At 60.6% G+C, this 14680-nt stretch carries 15 protein-coding genes; 7 read left to right on the plus strand and 8 right to left on the minus strand.

Annotated features, from left to right (window positions below; translation table 11 throughout):
* Positions 1 to 111: 111 nt before the first annotated feature.
* The 3 genes from FSB78_RS18725 to FSB78_RS19700 all read right to left on the minus strand — a co-directional run bounded on the left by FSB78_RS18725 (position 112) and on the right by FSB78_RS19700 (position 2386).
* Positions 112 to 825 carry a FadR/GntR family transcriptional regulator gene (locus FSB78_RS18725; protein WP_147084399.1) on the minus strand — a complete coding sequence of 238 codons (714 nt, stop codon included), beginning with the start codon at positions 823 to 825 and terminating at the stop codon, positions 112 to 114.
* Between the two features lie 124 nt (positions 826 to 949).
* Complete coding sequence (locus FSB78_RS18730; protein ID WP_147084400.1) at positions 950 to 1600, minus strand: FadR/GntR family transcriptional regulator; 651 nt, start codon at positions 1598 to 1600, stop codon at positions 950 to 952.
* Positions 1601 to 1675: 75 nt separating this feature from the next.
* Positions 1676 to 2386, minus strand: a complete 711-nt coding sequence (locus FSB78_RS19700; RefSeq protein WP_147084401.1) for a FadR/GntR family transcriptional regulator — start codon at positions 2384 to 2386, stop codon at positions 1676 to 1678.
* Between the two features lie 367 nt (positions 2387 to 2753).
* Here FSB78_RS19700 and FSB78_RS18740 point away from each other — a divergent pair, with 367 nt between their 5' ends.
* The 4 genes from FSB78_RS18740 to FSB78_RS18755 all read left to right on the plus strand — a co-directional run bounded on the left by FSB78_RS18740 (position 2754) and on the right by FSB78_RS18755 (position 6369).
* A complete protein-coding gene (locus FSB78_RS18740) occupies positions 2754 to 3563 on the plus strand; it encodes an alpha/beta fold hydrolase (RefSeq protein ID WP_147084402.1) in 810 nt (269 codons plus the stop codon).
* A 10-nt stretch (positions 3564 to 3573) separates the two neighbouring features.
* Positions 3574 to 3987 carry a DUF1636 family protein gene (locus FSB78_RS19805; RefSeq protein WP_147084403.1) on the plus strand — a complete coding sequence of 138 codons (414 nt, stop codon included), beginning with the start codon at positions 3574 to 3576 and terminating at the stop codon, positions 3985 to 3987.
* A gap of 46 nt (positions 3988 to 4033) precedes the next feature.
* A complete protein-coding gene (locus tag FSB78_RS18750) occupies positions 4034 to 5323 on the plus strand; it encodes a metal-dependent hydrolase family protein (RefSeq protein ID WP_147084404.1) in 1290 nt (429 codons plus the stop codon).
* A gap of 227 nt (positions 5324 to 5550) precedes the next feature.
* Entirely contained in the window at positions 5551 to 6369 is an 819-nt protein-coding gene (locus tag FSB78_RS18755; protein WP_147084405.1) for a transporter family protein, read from the plus strand.
* 455 nt (positions 6370 to 6824) lie between these two features.
* Here FSB78_RS18755 and cyoB read toward each other — a convergent pair whose 3' ends face one another.
* Entirely contained in the window at positions 6825 to 8825 is a 2001-nt protein-coding gene (gene cyoB, locus FSB78_RS18760; RefSeq protein WP_147084406.1) for a cytochrome o ubiquinol oxidase subunit I, read from the minus strand.
* An 89-nt stretch (positions 8826 to 8914) separates the two neighbouring features.
* A complete protein-coding gene (locus tag FSB78_RS18765; protein ID WP_147084407.1) occupies positions 8915 to 9490 on the minus strand; it encodes a Fur family transcriptional regulator in 576 nt (191 codons plus the stop codon).
* Positions 9491 to 9869: 379 nt separating this feature from the next.
* Here FSB78_RS18765 and FSB78_RS18770 point away from each other — a divergent pair, with 379 nt between their 5' ends.
* Positions 9870 to 10277, plus strand: a complete 408-nt coding sequence (locus FSB78_RS18770) for a VOC family protein (RefSeq protein ID WP_199743321.1) — start codon at positions 9870 to 9872, stop codon at positions 10275 to 10277.
* A 299-nt stretch (positions 10278 to 10576) separates the two neighbouring features.
* Here FSB78_RS18770 and FSB78_RS18775 read toward each other — a convergent pair whose 3' ends face one another.
* From FSB78_RS18775 to FSB78_RS18785, 3 genes are all read right to left on the minus strand, one after another.
* Positions 10577 to 11068 (minus strand): cupin domain-containing protein, encoded by a 492-nt coding sequence (locus tag FSB78_RS18775; protein WP_147084408.1) that lies wholly within the window; start codon positions 11066 to 11068, stop codon positions 10577 to 10579.
* Between the two features lie 107 nt (positions 11069 to 11175).
* Positions 11176 to 11676 (minus strand): demethoxyubiquinone hydroxylase family protein, encoded by a 501-nt coding sequence (locus FSB78_RS18780; protein WP_242008462.1) that lies wholly within the window; start codon positions 11674 to 11676, stop codon positions 11176 to 11178.
* A 246-nt stretch (positions 11677 to 11922) separates the two neighbouring features.
* A complete protein-coding gene (locus FSB78_RS18785; protein ID WP_147084410.1) occupies positions 11923 to 12648 on the minus strand; it encodes a siderophore-interacting protein in 726 nt (241 codons plus the stop codon).
* 243 nt (positions 12649 to 12891) lie between these two features.
* On the opposite strand from FSB78_RS18785, the gene FSB78_RS18790 reads away from it, so the two are divergent.
* Positions 12892 to 13473 (plus strand): 5-formyltetrahydrofolate cyclo-ligase, encoded by a 582-nt coding sequence (locus FSB78_RS18790; RefSeq protein ID WP_158638048.1) that lies wholly within the window; start codon positions 12892 to 12894, stop codon positions 13471 to 13473.
* A 50-nt stretch (positions 13474 to 13523) separates the two neighbouring features.
* Positions 13524 to 14558, plus strand: a complete 1035-nt coding sequence (locus FSB78_RS18795; RefSeq protein ID WP_147084412.1) for an aldo/keto reductase — start codon at positions 13524 to 13526, stop codon at positions 14556 to 14558.
* The last annotated feature ends 122 nt before the right edge of the window (positions 14559 to 14680 follow it).

The raw sequence follows: 14680 nt of genomic DNA on the forward strand, positions 1-14680 counted from the left end.
GAACTGCATGGCGGCGCGGGGCATGCACTAGGCTCGCGGACGTCGGTTTCAGCAGTTGATGAAGCTCTGCCGGGAGCCTCCACTTCTGGTCCGGAATTTCATCCGTGCCGCTCAGCTGCCGACCAAAGCTATCCGGACCTCGGAAAGATGTTCACGCATCAGCCGTCCTGCAGTTTCGGCATCACGTTCGAGAAGGGCGCCGACGATCGCACGGTGCTGTCGCTGGTAGAGATCGCGCCGTTCGCGCGTCACCGTCCGTTCCTTGAGTTTCATCCACTCCGGCTGGTTCCGGGCCAGATTGATCGCCTCGTAGAGGCCCTTCAGTAGCTCATTCTTCGTAGCCGCTATGACCCGCTCATGAAGCCTGCCATCCCATGTCTCGAACGTCGGCACGTCCGGCGCCGCCTCGGCTTCGTCCACGCATTCGCGCAGGCTTGCCAGATCGGCTGACGTTCCTCGCGATGCCGCGAGACTCGTAGCCCATGGTTCGATCGCGAGGCGGATTTCCATGACCTCGGCAGGGCTTGAACCGACGACTCTGCTGAGCAGCGAAGTGGCTTCTTCGACGACAGGCGTCCTGTCCGCGACAAAGGAGCCTCGGCCGACGTGGCGAACGATCTGGCCGGCATCCTCGAGCTTCTTGAGACCCTTCCGGATCGTGTTGCGCGCGACGCCGAACTCGATCTCCAGTTCGCGTTCGGTCGGTAGCCTGAACCCCGGCTGCCATTCACCGCTGGCAATGTTGCTTTCCATGCTTTCGATGAGCGAGCCGACCGCGCCAGCGGCGCGAGAGCGTAGGTCGCGAGAAGCAGCATTGTGAGCCATTGCTGATCCAATAAGGCTCCCACGACGGCAGATCAAGCTTATTGGTATATCGAAAAATCGCAGGCTCGCGTTTCCTCAGCCTTCGACGCCACTGCCGAAACGCTGACTTGCGCTTGGTGATGGATCAAGCGACCCGCATGTCGGAGAGGCCGAACATGTACTGCCGCACATGCAGAAGATGCATGCGCATACCATCGTGTGCGCCCTGGCGATCGCGGTTGCGGAGTGCGGCGACGATCGAGGCATGCTGCCCATGGATCTCCTTGCGAAGCTCCGCGGTCATCGTCCGTTGCTTGAGCCGACCCCAGTCAGCACGGGTGCGAACGGATGCCATGGTGCGGACCATGGCGAGTGCTGGCCGGTTGTGCGCGGCCACTGCGAGGGCATCGTGAAGTGCGGCATCCCAGATTTCGAAGTCGGCCACCGTCGGCGCCGCAAAGGACTTTTCCAGGCACGATTCGATCGCCATGCAATCCTCATGCGTCGCCCGCGCAACGGCGAGGGCCGCAATTCCGGGTTCGAACATCAGACGGCATTCGAGAACCTCGGCGGGGCTCGACATGCCGAGGATGGCCTCGTCGTTGAGGGGGGCGTCGTTCGATCCGGCCGTGACGGCCGAGATGACGAATGTTCCACTGCCCACGGCGCGGCGGATTAGCCCCTGGGCCTCGAGGTCACTGAGCGCGCGTCGTAACGTATCACGTGCAACGCCGTAGTGCTCCGCGAGCGCACGTTCGGTCGGTAGCCGACCATCGAGCCACGCGCCACTCGCCACGCGCGAGATCCTCGCGCAGTAGGTCGAGGACGGTAGCAGCGCCTCCGCGCCCGGGTGCCGGCACTCGTTTCCTCCTTACACGGGGTCTCCCAGGAGAACGGTTCGTACAGTCTGGATGTGGCCTTGCATATGCTGCGCTGCACGCTCGCCGTCGCGATCGCGAAGGGCTTGGACGATGTCGCGATGCTGCATCTGGTAGACCCGGCGATGCTGCAGTGTACGGCCACTGACCTTGAGGCCGCCCCAGATCGCATCGTGGCGCAGGCCATCGATGACATCATAGAGCGTCACCAGCAGCGCATTGTGACTGGCGGCGACGATGGCGCGATGCAGCTTGCTATCCCAATGTTCGTATTCGGCGATGTTGGTCGCGCGTTCGTTGCCAAGGGAGAGACTCTCGAGCGCACGCAGCTCCGAATCGGTCGCTTTGGCCACGGCGATCCTTGCTGCCTGCGGCTCGACCACAAGCTGTGCGTCGAGGACGTCCGCCGGACTGGTCGTCATGGCGAGGCGGCCGAGCAGCGTGTCGACGCGCGCGCGTTCGAGTTCCACGGGATCCGGGTCGCTGACGAAAGCGCCCTTGCCGGCGATACGTACGATCTTCCCGTGGCTTTCGAGCATGTCGAGCGCACGACGTAGCGTGTTGCGTGCCACGCCATATTGTTCGGTCAGCTCGCGTTCGCTCGGCAGCTGGGTGCCGGGCATGAGTTCGCCCGCAGCCACACGCTGTTCGAACTCCGCCATGAAGCGCGCCCTGGCGGCTGCCGCCTGCGTCCGCACGCTCATCCGACATTCTCCTCATAGACCAATGCTGAACCAGTATAGCAATTGCTTGCGGGCTTGGCGAACGAGTCGTATCTAGTCACAACAATAAAGAACCAATTGGTTCATAAAGACATAGGATGAGGTGCCGTGAAGGACACTTTTCTGACAGGATCGGGCTGATCTAAAACCCGCGCATTTTTGGCGGGCTAAAGGTTGAGCGTGCGCTCAGCAGGTCCGTGGCGGACAGCTTCATTAGTCCGTGGCGCCCCTCAATTCTCCGAAAACTTCCCGCGCCGGGTCATCGCGGTCCGGCCGCAGAGCCGGTGCGCCTTCGCTCGGGCGGGGAATACATTTTCTCTAGAAGGTTGGAATAGAACGGGAGAATTCGATGAACGCGTTGGCAACGGTATCAACTGATCAAGAGCAAAAACCTGCCATGTTCTATGAGGTACATGGCGAGGGCGACCCTGTTGTCATGATCCATGGTCTCGGCGGCAACTCGAACATCTGGACGCCGCAGGTCACGACGCTGCAGCGCTTCTTCAGGGTGATCCGTCCCGATCTGGTCGGTTCGGGTTTCAGTCGGCTCGACGGCGAAACGATCAGCATCGAGCGCTATATTCGGGATATCGTCGGTCTGCTGGATCGCCTCGACATCGGTTCCGCCCACCTCGTCGGCCATTCGATGGGGACGATCGTCTGCCAGCATCTCGCGGCGTGGCATCCCGAACGGGTGAGGAGCCTTGCGCTGTTCGGTCCCATCCACACGCCCTCGGATGCGGCGCGCGACGCGCTGAGAGCGCGCGCTGAAACCAGCCGCACGCGCGGCATGTTGCCGGTCGCAGAGGCGGTGGTCCAGGGGGGCACGTCGGCGTACACCAGAGCCGACCGTCCCGAGATCGCCGCGTTCGTCCGGGAGGCAACGCTCCGCCAGCATCCGGAGGCCTATGCGCAGACCTGCGAAGCGCTGGCGAACGCGCAGCCGGCGGATACGGACCGGATCCGCTGTCCGAGCATCCTGGTGACCGGTGACGAGGACGGGACCGCCCCCCCGACCGCGGCCGGCTCGCTCGCCCTCTCACTTCCCGACGCGGACTTTACCGTCCTGAGCCGCTGCGGCCACTGGACCTCGCTGGAGCGGCCCAGGGACGTGACGGAAGCGCTCACGACCTTCTATTTCTCGCGGACGTTCCGGTAGGAGCCGGCGGATGGCGGATCCAACGTCACCGACCCGGCTGCTGATCTGCCGGACCTGTCCCGGCAAGGCCAATGCAACCCGGAAGAGGCCACTTGGATCAGATGCTGGCGTCCGTCTCGCCGAACGGCTCCGCTCTCGTCTCGACGGCGGCAACGTCGTTGTCCGCCTCGTCGATTGTCTGAGCGGATGCCTGACGCCCTGCAATGCCAGATTGTCCGCCGGCGGCAAGAGGTGGGTCAGGCTACATGAGCTCGTACCCGAGGATGCCGACGCACTCGCCGCCTTTGCGCGGGCTTACGAGGCGAGTCCGGGCGGCAACGTCGATCCAAGCCTGATTTCCGACAGGCTGGCGGGAAAGCTGGCGGCTTCGATGCCGGTCTTCGCAAGTCAACATACGAACGGCGCGGGTGACAGCAGCCCATAGGGCAGTGTGGCGCCGCATGCTTACGATAAGAAAAGGAGAGGACGAGATGAACGCAGAATCCACGCTCTTTTGCAACGTCAACATTCTGGATGGCACTGGTGCGCAGCCCTATCGCGGAGACGTGCTCGTCCGCGGCAATCGCATCGACCGGATCGCGCGGGCCGGCCAGACGTGTATCGCCCACGACTTGGCGACCAACGTCGTCGACGGTGGCGGGCATAGGACGCTCATGCCCGGGCTATGCGACGCACACACCCATATCACCTGGAACAACGGCACCAACCTTCACGCGACAACCGCGCTCCCGATCGAGGAGCATCTGCTTCTGACCATCGACAATGCCCGTACCTACCTCGATTGCGGCTACACGATGTGCGTCGGCGCGGCCTCGGCCAAGGAGCGTTTGGACGTGGTCATTCGCGACTCCATCAATTCCGGCCGCATCCCGGGACCGCGCCTGTTGGCATCCGGCATGGAGATCGCGACCACCGGTGCGGATGTGAACCCGTCGCTGACGGCAGACGGCGTGGAAGAGATCCGCAAGACGGTGCGCTCGGTATGCAAGCTCGGCGTCGACACGGTAAAGCTGAGCATGTCCGGCGAGCAGATCACCGGTGCCGCGCTGAACCATGAGACTTTCTTCACCGATGCCGAGGTCGCCGTAGCGGTCGAGGAGGCGAGCCGTCGCGGCGCCCGGGTCTGTGCCCACGCGCGTAATCAGCATTCGATCAAGCTCTGCGTGAAGCACGGGGTGAACATCATCTACCATGCGAGCTTCGTGGACGAGGAGGCGCTCGACATGCTCGAGGCCGCGAAGGATCGTGTCTTCGTCGCCCCCGGCCTCGCCTGGCTCATCATGACTTGCTACCATGCGTCGGACTGGGGGATCACGCCCGAGGCGGCCGAGCAGATGGGCTATGTCGACGAACTTGAGAACGCCATCGAGAGCATGAAGAAAATGCATCAGCGTGGCATCCGGGTACTGCCCGGCGGCGACTATGGCTTCGCTTGGACGCCCCATGGCACCTATGCCAAGGACCTCGAATATTTCGTCGACCTGCTCGGCTTCACGCCGATGGAGACGATCCTGTCGGCAACGAAGCTCGGCGGCGAGATCATGGGGGACCCCGAACATCTCGGCCAGCTGCGCGAGGGATATTTCGCGGACCTTCTGCTCGTCGACGGGGATCCTCTCCGCGATATCACGATCCTTCAGGATCGGGACAATCTGCTTGCGATCATGAAGGATGGCGCCTTCCACAAGGCACCTCCGAGCGCCGAGGCACGCATCCAGCGCCTGCCGCGCTTCGACCATCTTCGGGTGGTCGCTGCCTGATGTAAAGATCGGCCGTCCGAAAGAGGTACCGGAGGGCTGGTCCGATCGGAGCCCCCGAGGGAGCTCCGATCTGAAAGCTGAAACACACAGGCGATCTTCGACGCGGGGCGTCCTCCGTCGCGGGCGGGGCGTCGCGAGCCAACGTCTCGTGCGCACGCGACGTCCCTTGCTGACCCGTCATGGTCGGCGAAGTGCACCAACCATGAAAAGCCACAAGGGAGAGGGAAATGGCAATTGGAAAGCGCTGTCAGCTCGTTGTTGTCGCACTCTTGGCATCAGGCTGTTGTAGCGGCAGAGCCTGGGCTGACTCGGTAAACCAACCGGGTTTCACCATCGGCGTCCCCCTCTATGCCGAACTGCCAACGGGATTGTATGTGACGAACATTGCGGAAGTTGGTGTCCGCAAGACCGCCCCCGACACCCGCCTTTCAATCTACACACCCTTCTTCTTCCTTCAGACGCCGTGGGAGGTGGCGGGTGCGAGGATTGCGCCGGTCTTTTCGCCAATCCTGGCCGACGTTAAGTTTGATAATGGCCGGCACATTAGAGGCTTGTACAACACCTATGGCGGCGTCCAATTCACTTGGAAGCTCGACGATGCTTGGGGCGCGGGTTTCCGGTTGGGCGATTTCATCAAGCAGACCAACAAGGTTGCTAAACCTTTCAACACAATCGACACGCGTTTCGGGGTTACCTATCTAAAGAATGGAACCCACTTCACTGCAAACTTTAATTATGGTTTGCCCACAGGGCGCGGTGTGCGACTCGCGCCAAAATACCTCAATCTTGACGTCACATATTCACGCCATGCCGGAAAGCTGGAATATGGATGGGTCGGGTTTGGCTCGACCGACACGACCACACCCTTTGCGGGATATCGAACACAGCGCCAAATTGCGACAGGTCCTCTGCTAGGCTACGACTTCAAGAACTTTGCCCTTCAGCTACGCGCGACGTCGGATATTTATCAGCATAACTACGGCGGCAAGGAGCAGCGACTTTGGGGCGTGATCGCGGTCCCGCTCTGGATAGATAAGGGCGGCTGAACGCTCCGCTCGGGAAGTACATCCTGGATCCGGACAGCATGCTTGTTATGGGCAAATACGCGTCGGATGAATGCCTATGGCTCTCATGCCCCTGAGGCCCGAACTCGTGCCGGCTTTGTCGTCCCCGATCGATTGCGCCTCCATCATGCAGCCAGTCGTCATCGCGTGATCCAGGTCGGCATTGCTACACGGCGACCCTTGCCACTATCGGTAGGACGGTGAAGAAACCGACGACCATCGCTAAAACGTCGTCGGCATTGGCTGATTCGGGGGTGTTGTAGAGAAAGATATCGCATGGGGCCGATCTGCGCGATCCCTTGTACGAGCCGCATCACTGCTACGCCTAGTTGCCGGATCGGCCCGCCATGTCTTGCGAAACGCAGGTTGTAGAGCAGATATCGTCTGACCTGGACCTGGCGGTCGGGGACCAGGTTGGCTATGTCGCCTCGGGCGCGCTACCTTGGTGAGGCCTTGAGTTGCCGTGTACGTTCATTCTCCGCGAGCGCCACTTCGTCAGCAGAAATACGAAAGTCCCGATCGTAGTTGAAGGTGTGGCCGATCGCCGTCGCCAGAAGCGCGACGAACGCCAATGCCGCGAGCCACCATATGTACCAGATCATCGCGAGCGCAAAAGCTGCTGATATTGCGGCGAGGATGATTCCGGCGCCAGTGTTGCGAGGCATGTGGATATCGTGGAACCCGATCACTGGACGAACCGCGTTCTTCGACTTCATGTCGTACCAGGCGTCGAGATCGTAGACGATCGGAGCGAAGGCGAAGTTGTAGGACGGTGGCGGCGACGACGTCGCCCATTCCAGACTTCGGCCGTCCCACGGATCGCCGGTGACGTCGCGCAGTGCCTCACGGTTACGGAAGCTGACGTAGAACTGGATCAGGAAGGCGGCGATGCCGATCGCGATCATCGCCGCCCCGACCGCGGCGATGATGAACCAGATCTGCAACGACGGGTCCTCGAAGTGGCGCAGGCGACGCGTCACGCCCATCAGGCCGAGCACATAGAGCGGCATGAAGGCGACGTAGAAGCCGATCGTCCAGAACCAGAAGCTGATCGTGCCCCAGAACTTGTCGAGCTTGAAGCCGAACGCCTTCGGGAACCAGTAGTTGATCCCGGCGAACATCCCAAACAGCACGCCGCCGATGATCACGTTATGGAAGTGCGCAACCAGGAACAGGGAGTTGTGCAGGACGAAGTCGGCAGGTGGAACGGCGAGCAGCACGCCGGTTGTGCCGCCAATGGTGAAAGTGACCATGAACGCAACAGCCCACATCATCGGTAGCTCAAACCGGATGTTTCCTTTGTACATGGTGAACAGCCAGTTGAAGATCTTGGCACCCGTGGGGATCGAGATGATCATCGTGGTGATGCCGAAGAACGAATTGACGCTCGCTCCCGACCCCATGGTGAAGAAGTGGTGCAGCCAGACGAGGTAGGCGAGGATGGTGATGACCAGCAGCGCGTAGACCATCGACGTATAGCCGAACAGGCGCTTGCCGCAGAAGGTCGAGGTGACCTCGCTGAACACGCCGAACGCCGGCAGGATCAGGATGTACACCTCCGGGTGACCCCAGATCCAGATCATGTTGACGTACATCATGGGGTTGCCGCCCATGGTGTTGGTGAAGAAGTGTGTACCGAGATAGCGATCAAGGCTAAGCAGCGCGAGGACGGCGGTCAGCACCGGGAAGGCGGCAACGATCAACACGTTGGTGGCAAGCGCTGACCACGTGAAGACCGGCATCTTCATCATGTTCATACCGGAAGCGCGCATCTTAAGAATCGTCGTGAGCAGGTTGACGCCGGACAGCAATGTGCCAACTCCGGAGATCTGAAGCGCCCATATGTAATAGTCCACCCCGACATCGGGTGAGTAATCAAGCCCTGACAGGGGTGGCATCGCCAGCCAGCCTGTGCGGGCGAACTCACCCACGAACAGGCTCACCATGACGATCGCTGCGCCGGCCGCGGTCATCCAGAAGCTGAAGTTGTTGAGGAAGGGGAACGACACGTCGCGCGCGCCGATCTGCAACGGCACGACATAGTTCATCAGCCCGGTGACGAACGGCATCGCGACGAAGAAGATCATGATCACGCCATGCGCGGTGAACACCTGGTCATAGTGATGCGCGGGCAAATAGCCATCGTTGGCGCCGAAGGCGATCGCCTGCTGGATGCGCATCATGATCGCATCCGAAAAGCCGCGCAGCAGCATGACGATGCCGAGAATCATGTACATAATGCCGATCTTCTTGTGATCGACGGAGGTGAACCATTCCTTCCACAGATAGCCCCACACCTTGAAATAGGTGAGGGCGGATATTAATGCCGCACCGGCCATCGCGACCATCGCAAAGGTCGCAATCAAGATCGGTTCGTGGATCGGAAAGCTTTCGAGCGTCAGGCGCCCGAAAATAGTCTTTAACAGCTTTTCGGACATGGCGCTCGTCCTTTGATCAAGCGATTGCGCGCTGGGGACTCGACGTAGATTTGATGATCAACATACTATGTTTATGACGGTATTCTCAATTACGGGCCTTTGCTATTGTGATGGCTACGACTGGCATGAACCATAGGCTTTAAGGTGAGCCTTGTTCCAGCCTTGGTGGGCGCCGGCAAACTGGTACGCTCCGTCTTGTTGTTGGGCGTCTTCCGCTTCGCCGCGAATACCTCCAGCCGGTATGACACGATCTCGTAGCCCATTTTGCGCGCAAGCCGGCTTTGCATCGCGGCAAGCTGGGGATCGCGGAATTCGACGATCTGCCCGGTTTCGATGTCAATTAGGTGGTCGTGGTGCCCTGCCGCTGCGAACTCATAACGGGTTCTGCCATTGCCGAAGCGATGCCGGATGAAGATTCCAAGGGATGCAAGCAGCTTTACGGTGCGGTAAACGGTTGCGACGCTTAGGCCTCGCTGAACGAGTTGACCACGCCGGTGGATTTCGTTGACGTCGGGATGGTCCACGGCTTCGCGGACGATACTGGCAATAAGTTCACGCTCCGGCGTAGCACGGCACCCACGACGTGCAAGCTCACGCCGAAGTTCGTCCGTCTGGGCTTTCTTTTCAGGACATCGGTCCGCGTCGACAAATTGCCTTCTAGTCATTCAATTACATTACATGCGACCGACTTGCAGCGTTACCGCCATAGAGCCACCTAATGTCGCTATCTCGCCAATCAACGCACCGGTTATGGCGCATATCTGGGGCGTCCCCATGTCTCGAGATAAGGGCCGTTTGCCCAGTAAGCCATGGGAACCGTACCCTACTAAACGACCCGTTCAGCGGCAGGATTCATATGGGACCAGGGGAGGACGTTGGGTTCTCTCGCCCGGCAGGGTCACTTCGGATTGAAGTGAGCCCCGGGAAAGGCCCATTTTTTGCAGCGCAGGCGAACTTCTTCGTGTGCGCCCAGCTCACTGCGCGTCCCGTTGGTCACCACGTGAAGTACGCCACACCACCCTCGGCTCGAGAGGACAGCCTACCATGATGACCATCGACCATGTCACGATTCGGACAGGCGCTCTGGCAAGCGTCCGAGCGTTCTTCCTTGAGGTTTTCGAATTGGAGGAGGGACCGCGGCCCTTGGCCATCCAGCGTATCCCCGGCCACTGGCTGTACTCCGCGGGCAAACCGGTCGTCCACCTTATCGGCTCGGGTGAGCCTGCGGGGGGCATTGCGCGGGACAAGCCGGGCGAGACGATCGATCATGTCGGCTTTAGGCTGGAGAACTACTGGGGCCTACGCGATCGGTTGGACGCTCGAGGCATCCGATATTCCACCATGGATTTACCCGATATCAACGAGCGACGCATCTTCCTGTGGACGCCGGGTGGCACCTTACTCGAGGCGGTCTTTGATGCCGATGCGACCTCCTCCGGATCCAGGAGGTGACTGTCATCCGTGATGCCGTCGATCGTGGCGAACATGCTCGTATGACCGAAAGGACCGGCGCATTCATTCAAACCAGTCATCGGCACGGCGCGGTGAAGGGTCGGGCTGTGGTTGAAGCGGCTTGCATGCGCGATTGGCGATAGACGGCTTACGCATCATGCGTACTTACGCCGACTGATAGCATCTGGCGCCGCCCTAGATCCATAGAAGAGGGCTGGTCGTTGTAGACCAGCCCTCTTTTTGCGGCACGTTTATCGGAGCGCGTCGTGACGCGCGCGATACCGTAACAGGCAATTGCGTCAGGGAATGCTGACCGGTTCGGTGATCTGTACGCTCTGCGGCTTGCCAACCGGCATCAGTGAACCCGCGAGTATGACGAGCGGCTCCTTGGAGGGATTAGACGGGGCGAGCACTAGGGTCTCGTTCTCAAGCGCGGTGTCGCCAGGGCTGAGAATAACCGGGTTTGGACCTGCCTTGACCTCCATCGGCGGCCCCATGCTCCCGTCCGGGAGTGCCTTGCGCACTACGGCGCTGCCGCCCAAGACACGCAGTGAGAGCCGGCCTGATAGGACGTAGATCACCTGCATCCCCGAATGCACCTCACCCGGGATCTTTGCGCCCGGCGCAAATACCACGCGGCGGAGTGAAAGCTCTAGACCGGATGCCGCCACCGGCTGTCCAGACCCCAGGATAGTCCGGGTGACGCCCTTGACGCCTGCATCCTGTGCCGAAGCTGGCGATGTCATCCCCGTCAGCGCAAGTAAACCAGCGAACATAAATGTCTTTGTCATGTGGATATCCTTATTTGTCACGCAAGCATGGGTCACCGTAGGTCGAACGTATTATGTCGCGCGCTGCCGTGGCGATTGATATTTTACCTGTTGGTGCGATATGACCATTACAGTATTTTGCTGATCGCGATGGCGATCCGGCAGCCGAAGCGGATTGCTCCGTACACCAGCGTATGACCAGGGGTATCGTGAGCTCCCGCCGTTATGGCGTGGTCGCGGTGTTCCAGTTCTTCATCCCTGATCCTTGCAACGATGGATGAAAGTTCAGGCTCGCTATCACCCAGCAAGGCAAGTTGCTCATCGTAGTGCTCTACGACCGCATCTTCGACTGCCTCAGTGCAGGCCATGGCGGCTTCTGGCCCCATAAGGGCAGTGGTCAAGCCGACGGCGTACCCAGCTACATGCCACAGTGGGAGAAGGATTGTTGGACGCACGTTCCGGTTGGCGAGGAGTTCGGAGAAGCGCGCGTGATGCTCGCGCTCCTGTTCCCGCATATGCTGCAGTTCCTCGTGATGGAGATTCTTTCGGTCCAACACCGCGATTTGGCCATCATAGATCCGCACGGCGCCGAACTCACCGGCGTGGTCGACGCGGATGAGGGCGCGCAACGCTCGCTGGGATGGCCTGTTCGTCGACCTAGCCGAGCCTTCAGAGCGCGCGATTGGGTGTACGCCAGACGTCGCGTTGCTCACCATGTCTTGTCGATCCGTTCCTTCTTGCCGAGAAGCGTTGGCAGAACTCGGACGAGGTTTTTATCGGTAAACCATACTTGGCTCGCCGGCTCGTTGAAGCTCGCAATTAGGCCGAAGCGCACGAAGGGCGCTAGCGCACAGGTCTTGTTCCGATGTGTCACGTCAATAGTCACTGTCGCTGTCGACATGATCCGACACTCCGCGCTTCCAGTAGCCCGATACGTGCAGCGACCGCCGATCGAAGCCGAGCTCCAGGAACTCGGCCCGAAGGCGTCGTGCCATGGTACTCTCGCACCCGACCCAGATCTGGTCAGTCTCAGGGGTCAGTAGTAGATGACGTCCTACAGCCAGCAGCCCCTCGCCGCCTCGTTCAGGCATTTGCACGACGCTGGAGTTTACCAGGCCTGCGTTGCTGCAAAGCCGACCGATAGCAGGACGATCTGCGCCCTCGATCACGGCGATGCATGGCGCCCGCTGTGGCAGGCTTTCAAGGATGACGCATATCGCGGGAAGGGCGCACTCATCCCCGAAGAGGCAGAGGCGGCGATCAGGATCATGCCGAAAGTCACTGCGGGGACCGTAGAGGCGAACCCGGCGCCCACGACCTACCTGCCGGATCCATGAGGCGGCAGGGCCGTGCTTTGACGTTTCTCCATGAAGGACGAAATCCATGTCGATCTCGCCTACCGCTGCACGCACGGCCCGAACCGTGTACGCGCGCCCTGCAGTCTGCTCGTCGAAGAAGACCTTCATCCACTGACCAGGCAAAAGGTCGTTTAGGTCGCGAAACGCTTCGCTGCGGAAGGTGACTCTCCGCATTCGCTTCGTCACCTGTTCGACAGACGTCACCTCCGCGTCGAATGCAGGATATCGAGTTTGGAGGTGCATTATGGATTCCCCGATCGTTCTCCTCTATAATTGAGAATGGTTCGCAATTGTGCAATCGAGATGTCCCGACAAGAGATGTCGATTTTTCGCCACTGACCTACCGAGCAGGTCATGCTTATGGCGGGTCTGCGTTACTCGATGGCGTAACGACGATAATGGACGGGCGTTTCTTGACCTACTTTGACGGAATGCATGGTGCGAGCTTCTCAGTGAAATCTCTGAAACGTGTCGAGAGGAGCTGAAGTGTCTGACGCCGCATCGACGAAGGCATCTCTGAGGATCGCCCTCAGGCGCGTCAGGCACGACTTCCTGAGCGGGCTAAGTGCCGATCAGCGGGATGCGGCCCTCGCGCGAATCGATGCGGCAATAACACCGTTGATCCCCGGTGATGCGGCCGTCGCAGGATACGTAGCGCAATCGGATGAGCCCGATGTTTTGCCGTTCCTAGCAAGCTTGCATGCAGCGGGCCGTCGGGTTCTACTACCGTGCGTACGGCGGCTTGATATGGAGTTTTCCGCGTGGTCGCCGGCCGACCCGCTGGTCCCAGGCTATGCCGGCATCCCGATGCCGCAGCTCGGAGGTGATAGCGGCGTGCCCCGCTTCCTGCTTGTTCCGCTTCTAGGCTTCGATCGGCAGGGCGGCCGGATAGGGCAGGGAGGCGGCTTCTACGACCGTTACCTAGAGCACCGCCCGGAGACGAAGCGGCTCGGTATTGCCTGGAGCGCTCAGGAAGTAGACGAGGTTCCGTCCGATCCCTGGGATGTCGCGCTGACGGCCGTGGTGACGGAGCTCGAGACTATAGAAGTCGAGCCTCCCTCATTGTGACGAAGCGGCATTACCGCCGGTCAGCCCGGCTTAGTTGAGGAGAGTAATCAATGGAAAATCGTCGTCTGGGCTCATCGGGCCTGCGCGTACCGGCCCTGTCGTTTGGCACCGGGACATTCGGCGGTGCCGGTGACTTCTTCAAGGCTTGGGGGTCCACCGACGCCGATGGTGCGGCACGACTCATCGACATCTGCCTCGATCACGGGATTACGATGTTCGACAGTGCCGACGGCTATTCGGGCGGCCTAGCGGAACAAATCTTGGGCGGAGCGATCCGCGGCAAGCGTGACCGACTGCTTGTTTCTACTAAAGTGACGTTCCCAACCGGCGACGGCGCGAACGATTACGGATCGTCGCGCATCCACCTGATCGAGGCCGTTCATGCGTCGATGAAACGCCTCGGAGTCGACCACCTCGACCTGCTGCAGTTGCATGGCCAAGACCTCGGCACCCCCGTCGAGGAGACATTGTCGACGCTTGATCAGCTCGTCCGGGAGGGCAAAGTACGCTATGTTGGCGCCTCCAATTTTTCAGGCTGGCACCTGATGAAGTCGCTCGCCGCTGCCGATCGGCTCGGTTATCCCCGACATGTTGCGCACCAGGTCTACTATTCACTGCTCAATCGCGAATACGAATGGGAGCTCATGCCGCTCGGCCATGATCAGGGCGTGGGTGCGACAATCTGGAGCCCGCTCGGCTGGGGCAAGCTAACTGGGCGGATCCGGCGTGGCCAGCCGCCCAGACCTGGCACCAGAGCGCATGACATCGCCGGCACGGGTCCGCAGTTCGATGAGGAGCGGCTGTACCGCATCATCGACGTTCTCGACATCCTCGCCGAAGAAACAGGCAAAACGATACCGCAAATCGCGCTCAACTGGCTCCTACGTCGCCCTACCGTCGCAACTGTCATCGTCGGTGCGCGCAACGAGGAACAGCTAATCGAAAATGCTGGTGCGTCGGGGTGGGCGCTCTCGGGCGAACAGGTGGCCCGTCTCGACGAGGCGAGCACCGTGCCCGCGCCATATCCGTATGGGCACCAGCACGGCTTCCCGATGTTGAACGAAACTGGTCTTCCGACTGGGTAGACGCGAGGGCTTTGACGATGGCGTGCGCGCTCGGCGGTTGGTCGTGGCTTAGCCGACTTCGGCGGCCATGGTGCCTTGGCGATCCTCGGTCGGGCGCTCTATGACGCTATCAAAGTCACGAC

The organism is Sphingomonas ginsenosidivorax, from assembly GCF_007995065.1.
GTDB classification, from domain to species: Bacteria; Pseudomonadota; Alphaproteobacteria; order Sphingomonadales; family Sphingomonadaceae; genus Sphingomonas; species Sphingomonas ginsenosidivorax.

Excerpts from the sequence above, each read along its gene's own strand:
- FSB78_RS18775 (WP_147084408.1), bottom strand. The coding sequence starts at position 11,068 with ATGACAAAGACATTTATGTTCGCTGGTTTACTTGCGCTGACGGGGATG.
- FSB78_RS18785 (WP_147084410.1), bottom strand. The coding sequence starts at position 12,648 with ATGCACCTCCAAACTCGATATCCTGCATTCGACGCGGAGGTGACGTCT.
- FSB78_RS19805 (WP_147084403.1), top strand. The coding sequence starts at position 3,574 with ATGGCGGATCCAACGTCACCGACCCGGCTGCTGATCTGCCGGACCTGT.
- FSB78_RS18755 (WP_147084405.1), top strand. The coding sequence starts at position 5,551 with ATGGCAATTGGAAAGCGCTGTCAGCTCGTTGTTGTCGCACTCTTGGCA.
- FSB78_RS18770 (WP_199743321.1), top strand. The coding sequence starts at position 9,870 with ATGATGACCATCGACCATGTCACGATTCGGACAGGCGCTCTGGCAAGC.
- FSB78_RS18740 (WP_147084402.1), top strand. The coding sequence starts at position 2,754 with ATGAACGCGTTGGCAACGGTATCAACTGATCAAGAGCAAAAACCTGCC.
- FSB78_RS19700 (WP_147084401.1), bottom strand. The coding sequence starts at position 2,386 with ATGAGCGTGCGGACGCAGGCGGCAGCCGCCAGGGCGCGCTTCATGGCG.
- FSB78_RS18750 (WP_147084404.1), top strand. The coding sequence starts at position 4,034 with ATGAACGCAGAATCCACGCTCTTTTGCAACGTCAACATTCTGGATGGC.
- FSB78_RS18765 (WP_147084407.1), bottom strand. The coding sequence starts at position 9,490 with ATGACTAGAAGGCAATTTGTCGACGCGGACCGATGTCCTGAAAAGAAA.
- cyoB (WP_147084406.1), bottom strand. The coding sequence starts at position 8,825 with ATGTCCGAAAAGCTGTTAAAGACTATTTTCGGGCGCCTGACGCTCGAA.
- FSB78_RS18795 (WP_147084412.1), top strand. The coding sequence starts at position 13,524 with ATGGAAAATCGTCGTCTGGGCTCATCGGGCCTGCGCGTACCGGCCCTG.
- FSB78_RS18725 (WP_147084399.1), bottom strand. The coding sequence starts at position 825 with ATGGCTCACAATGCTGCTTCTCGCGACCTACGCTCTCGCGCCGCTGGC.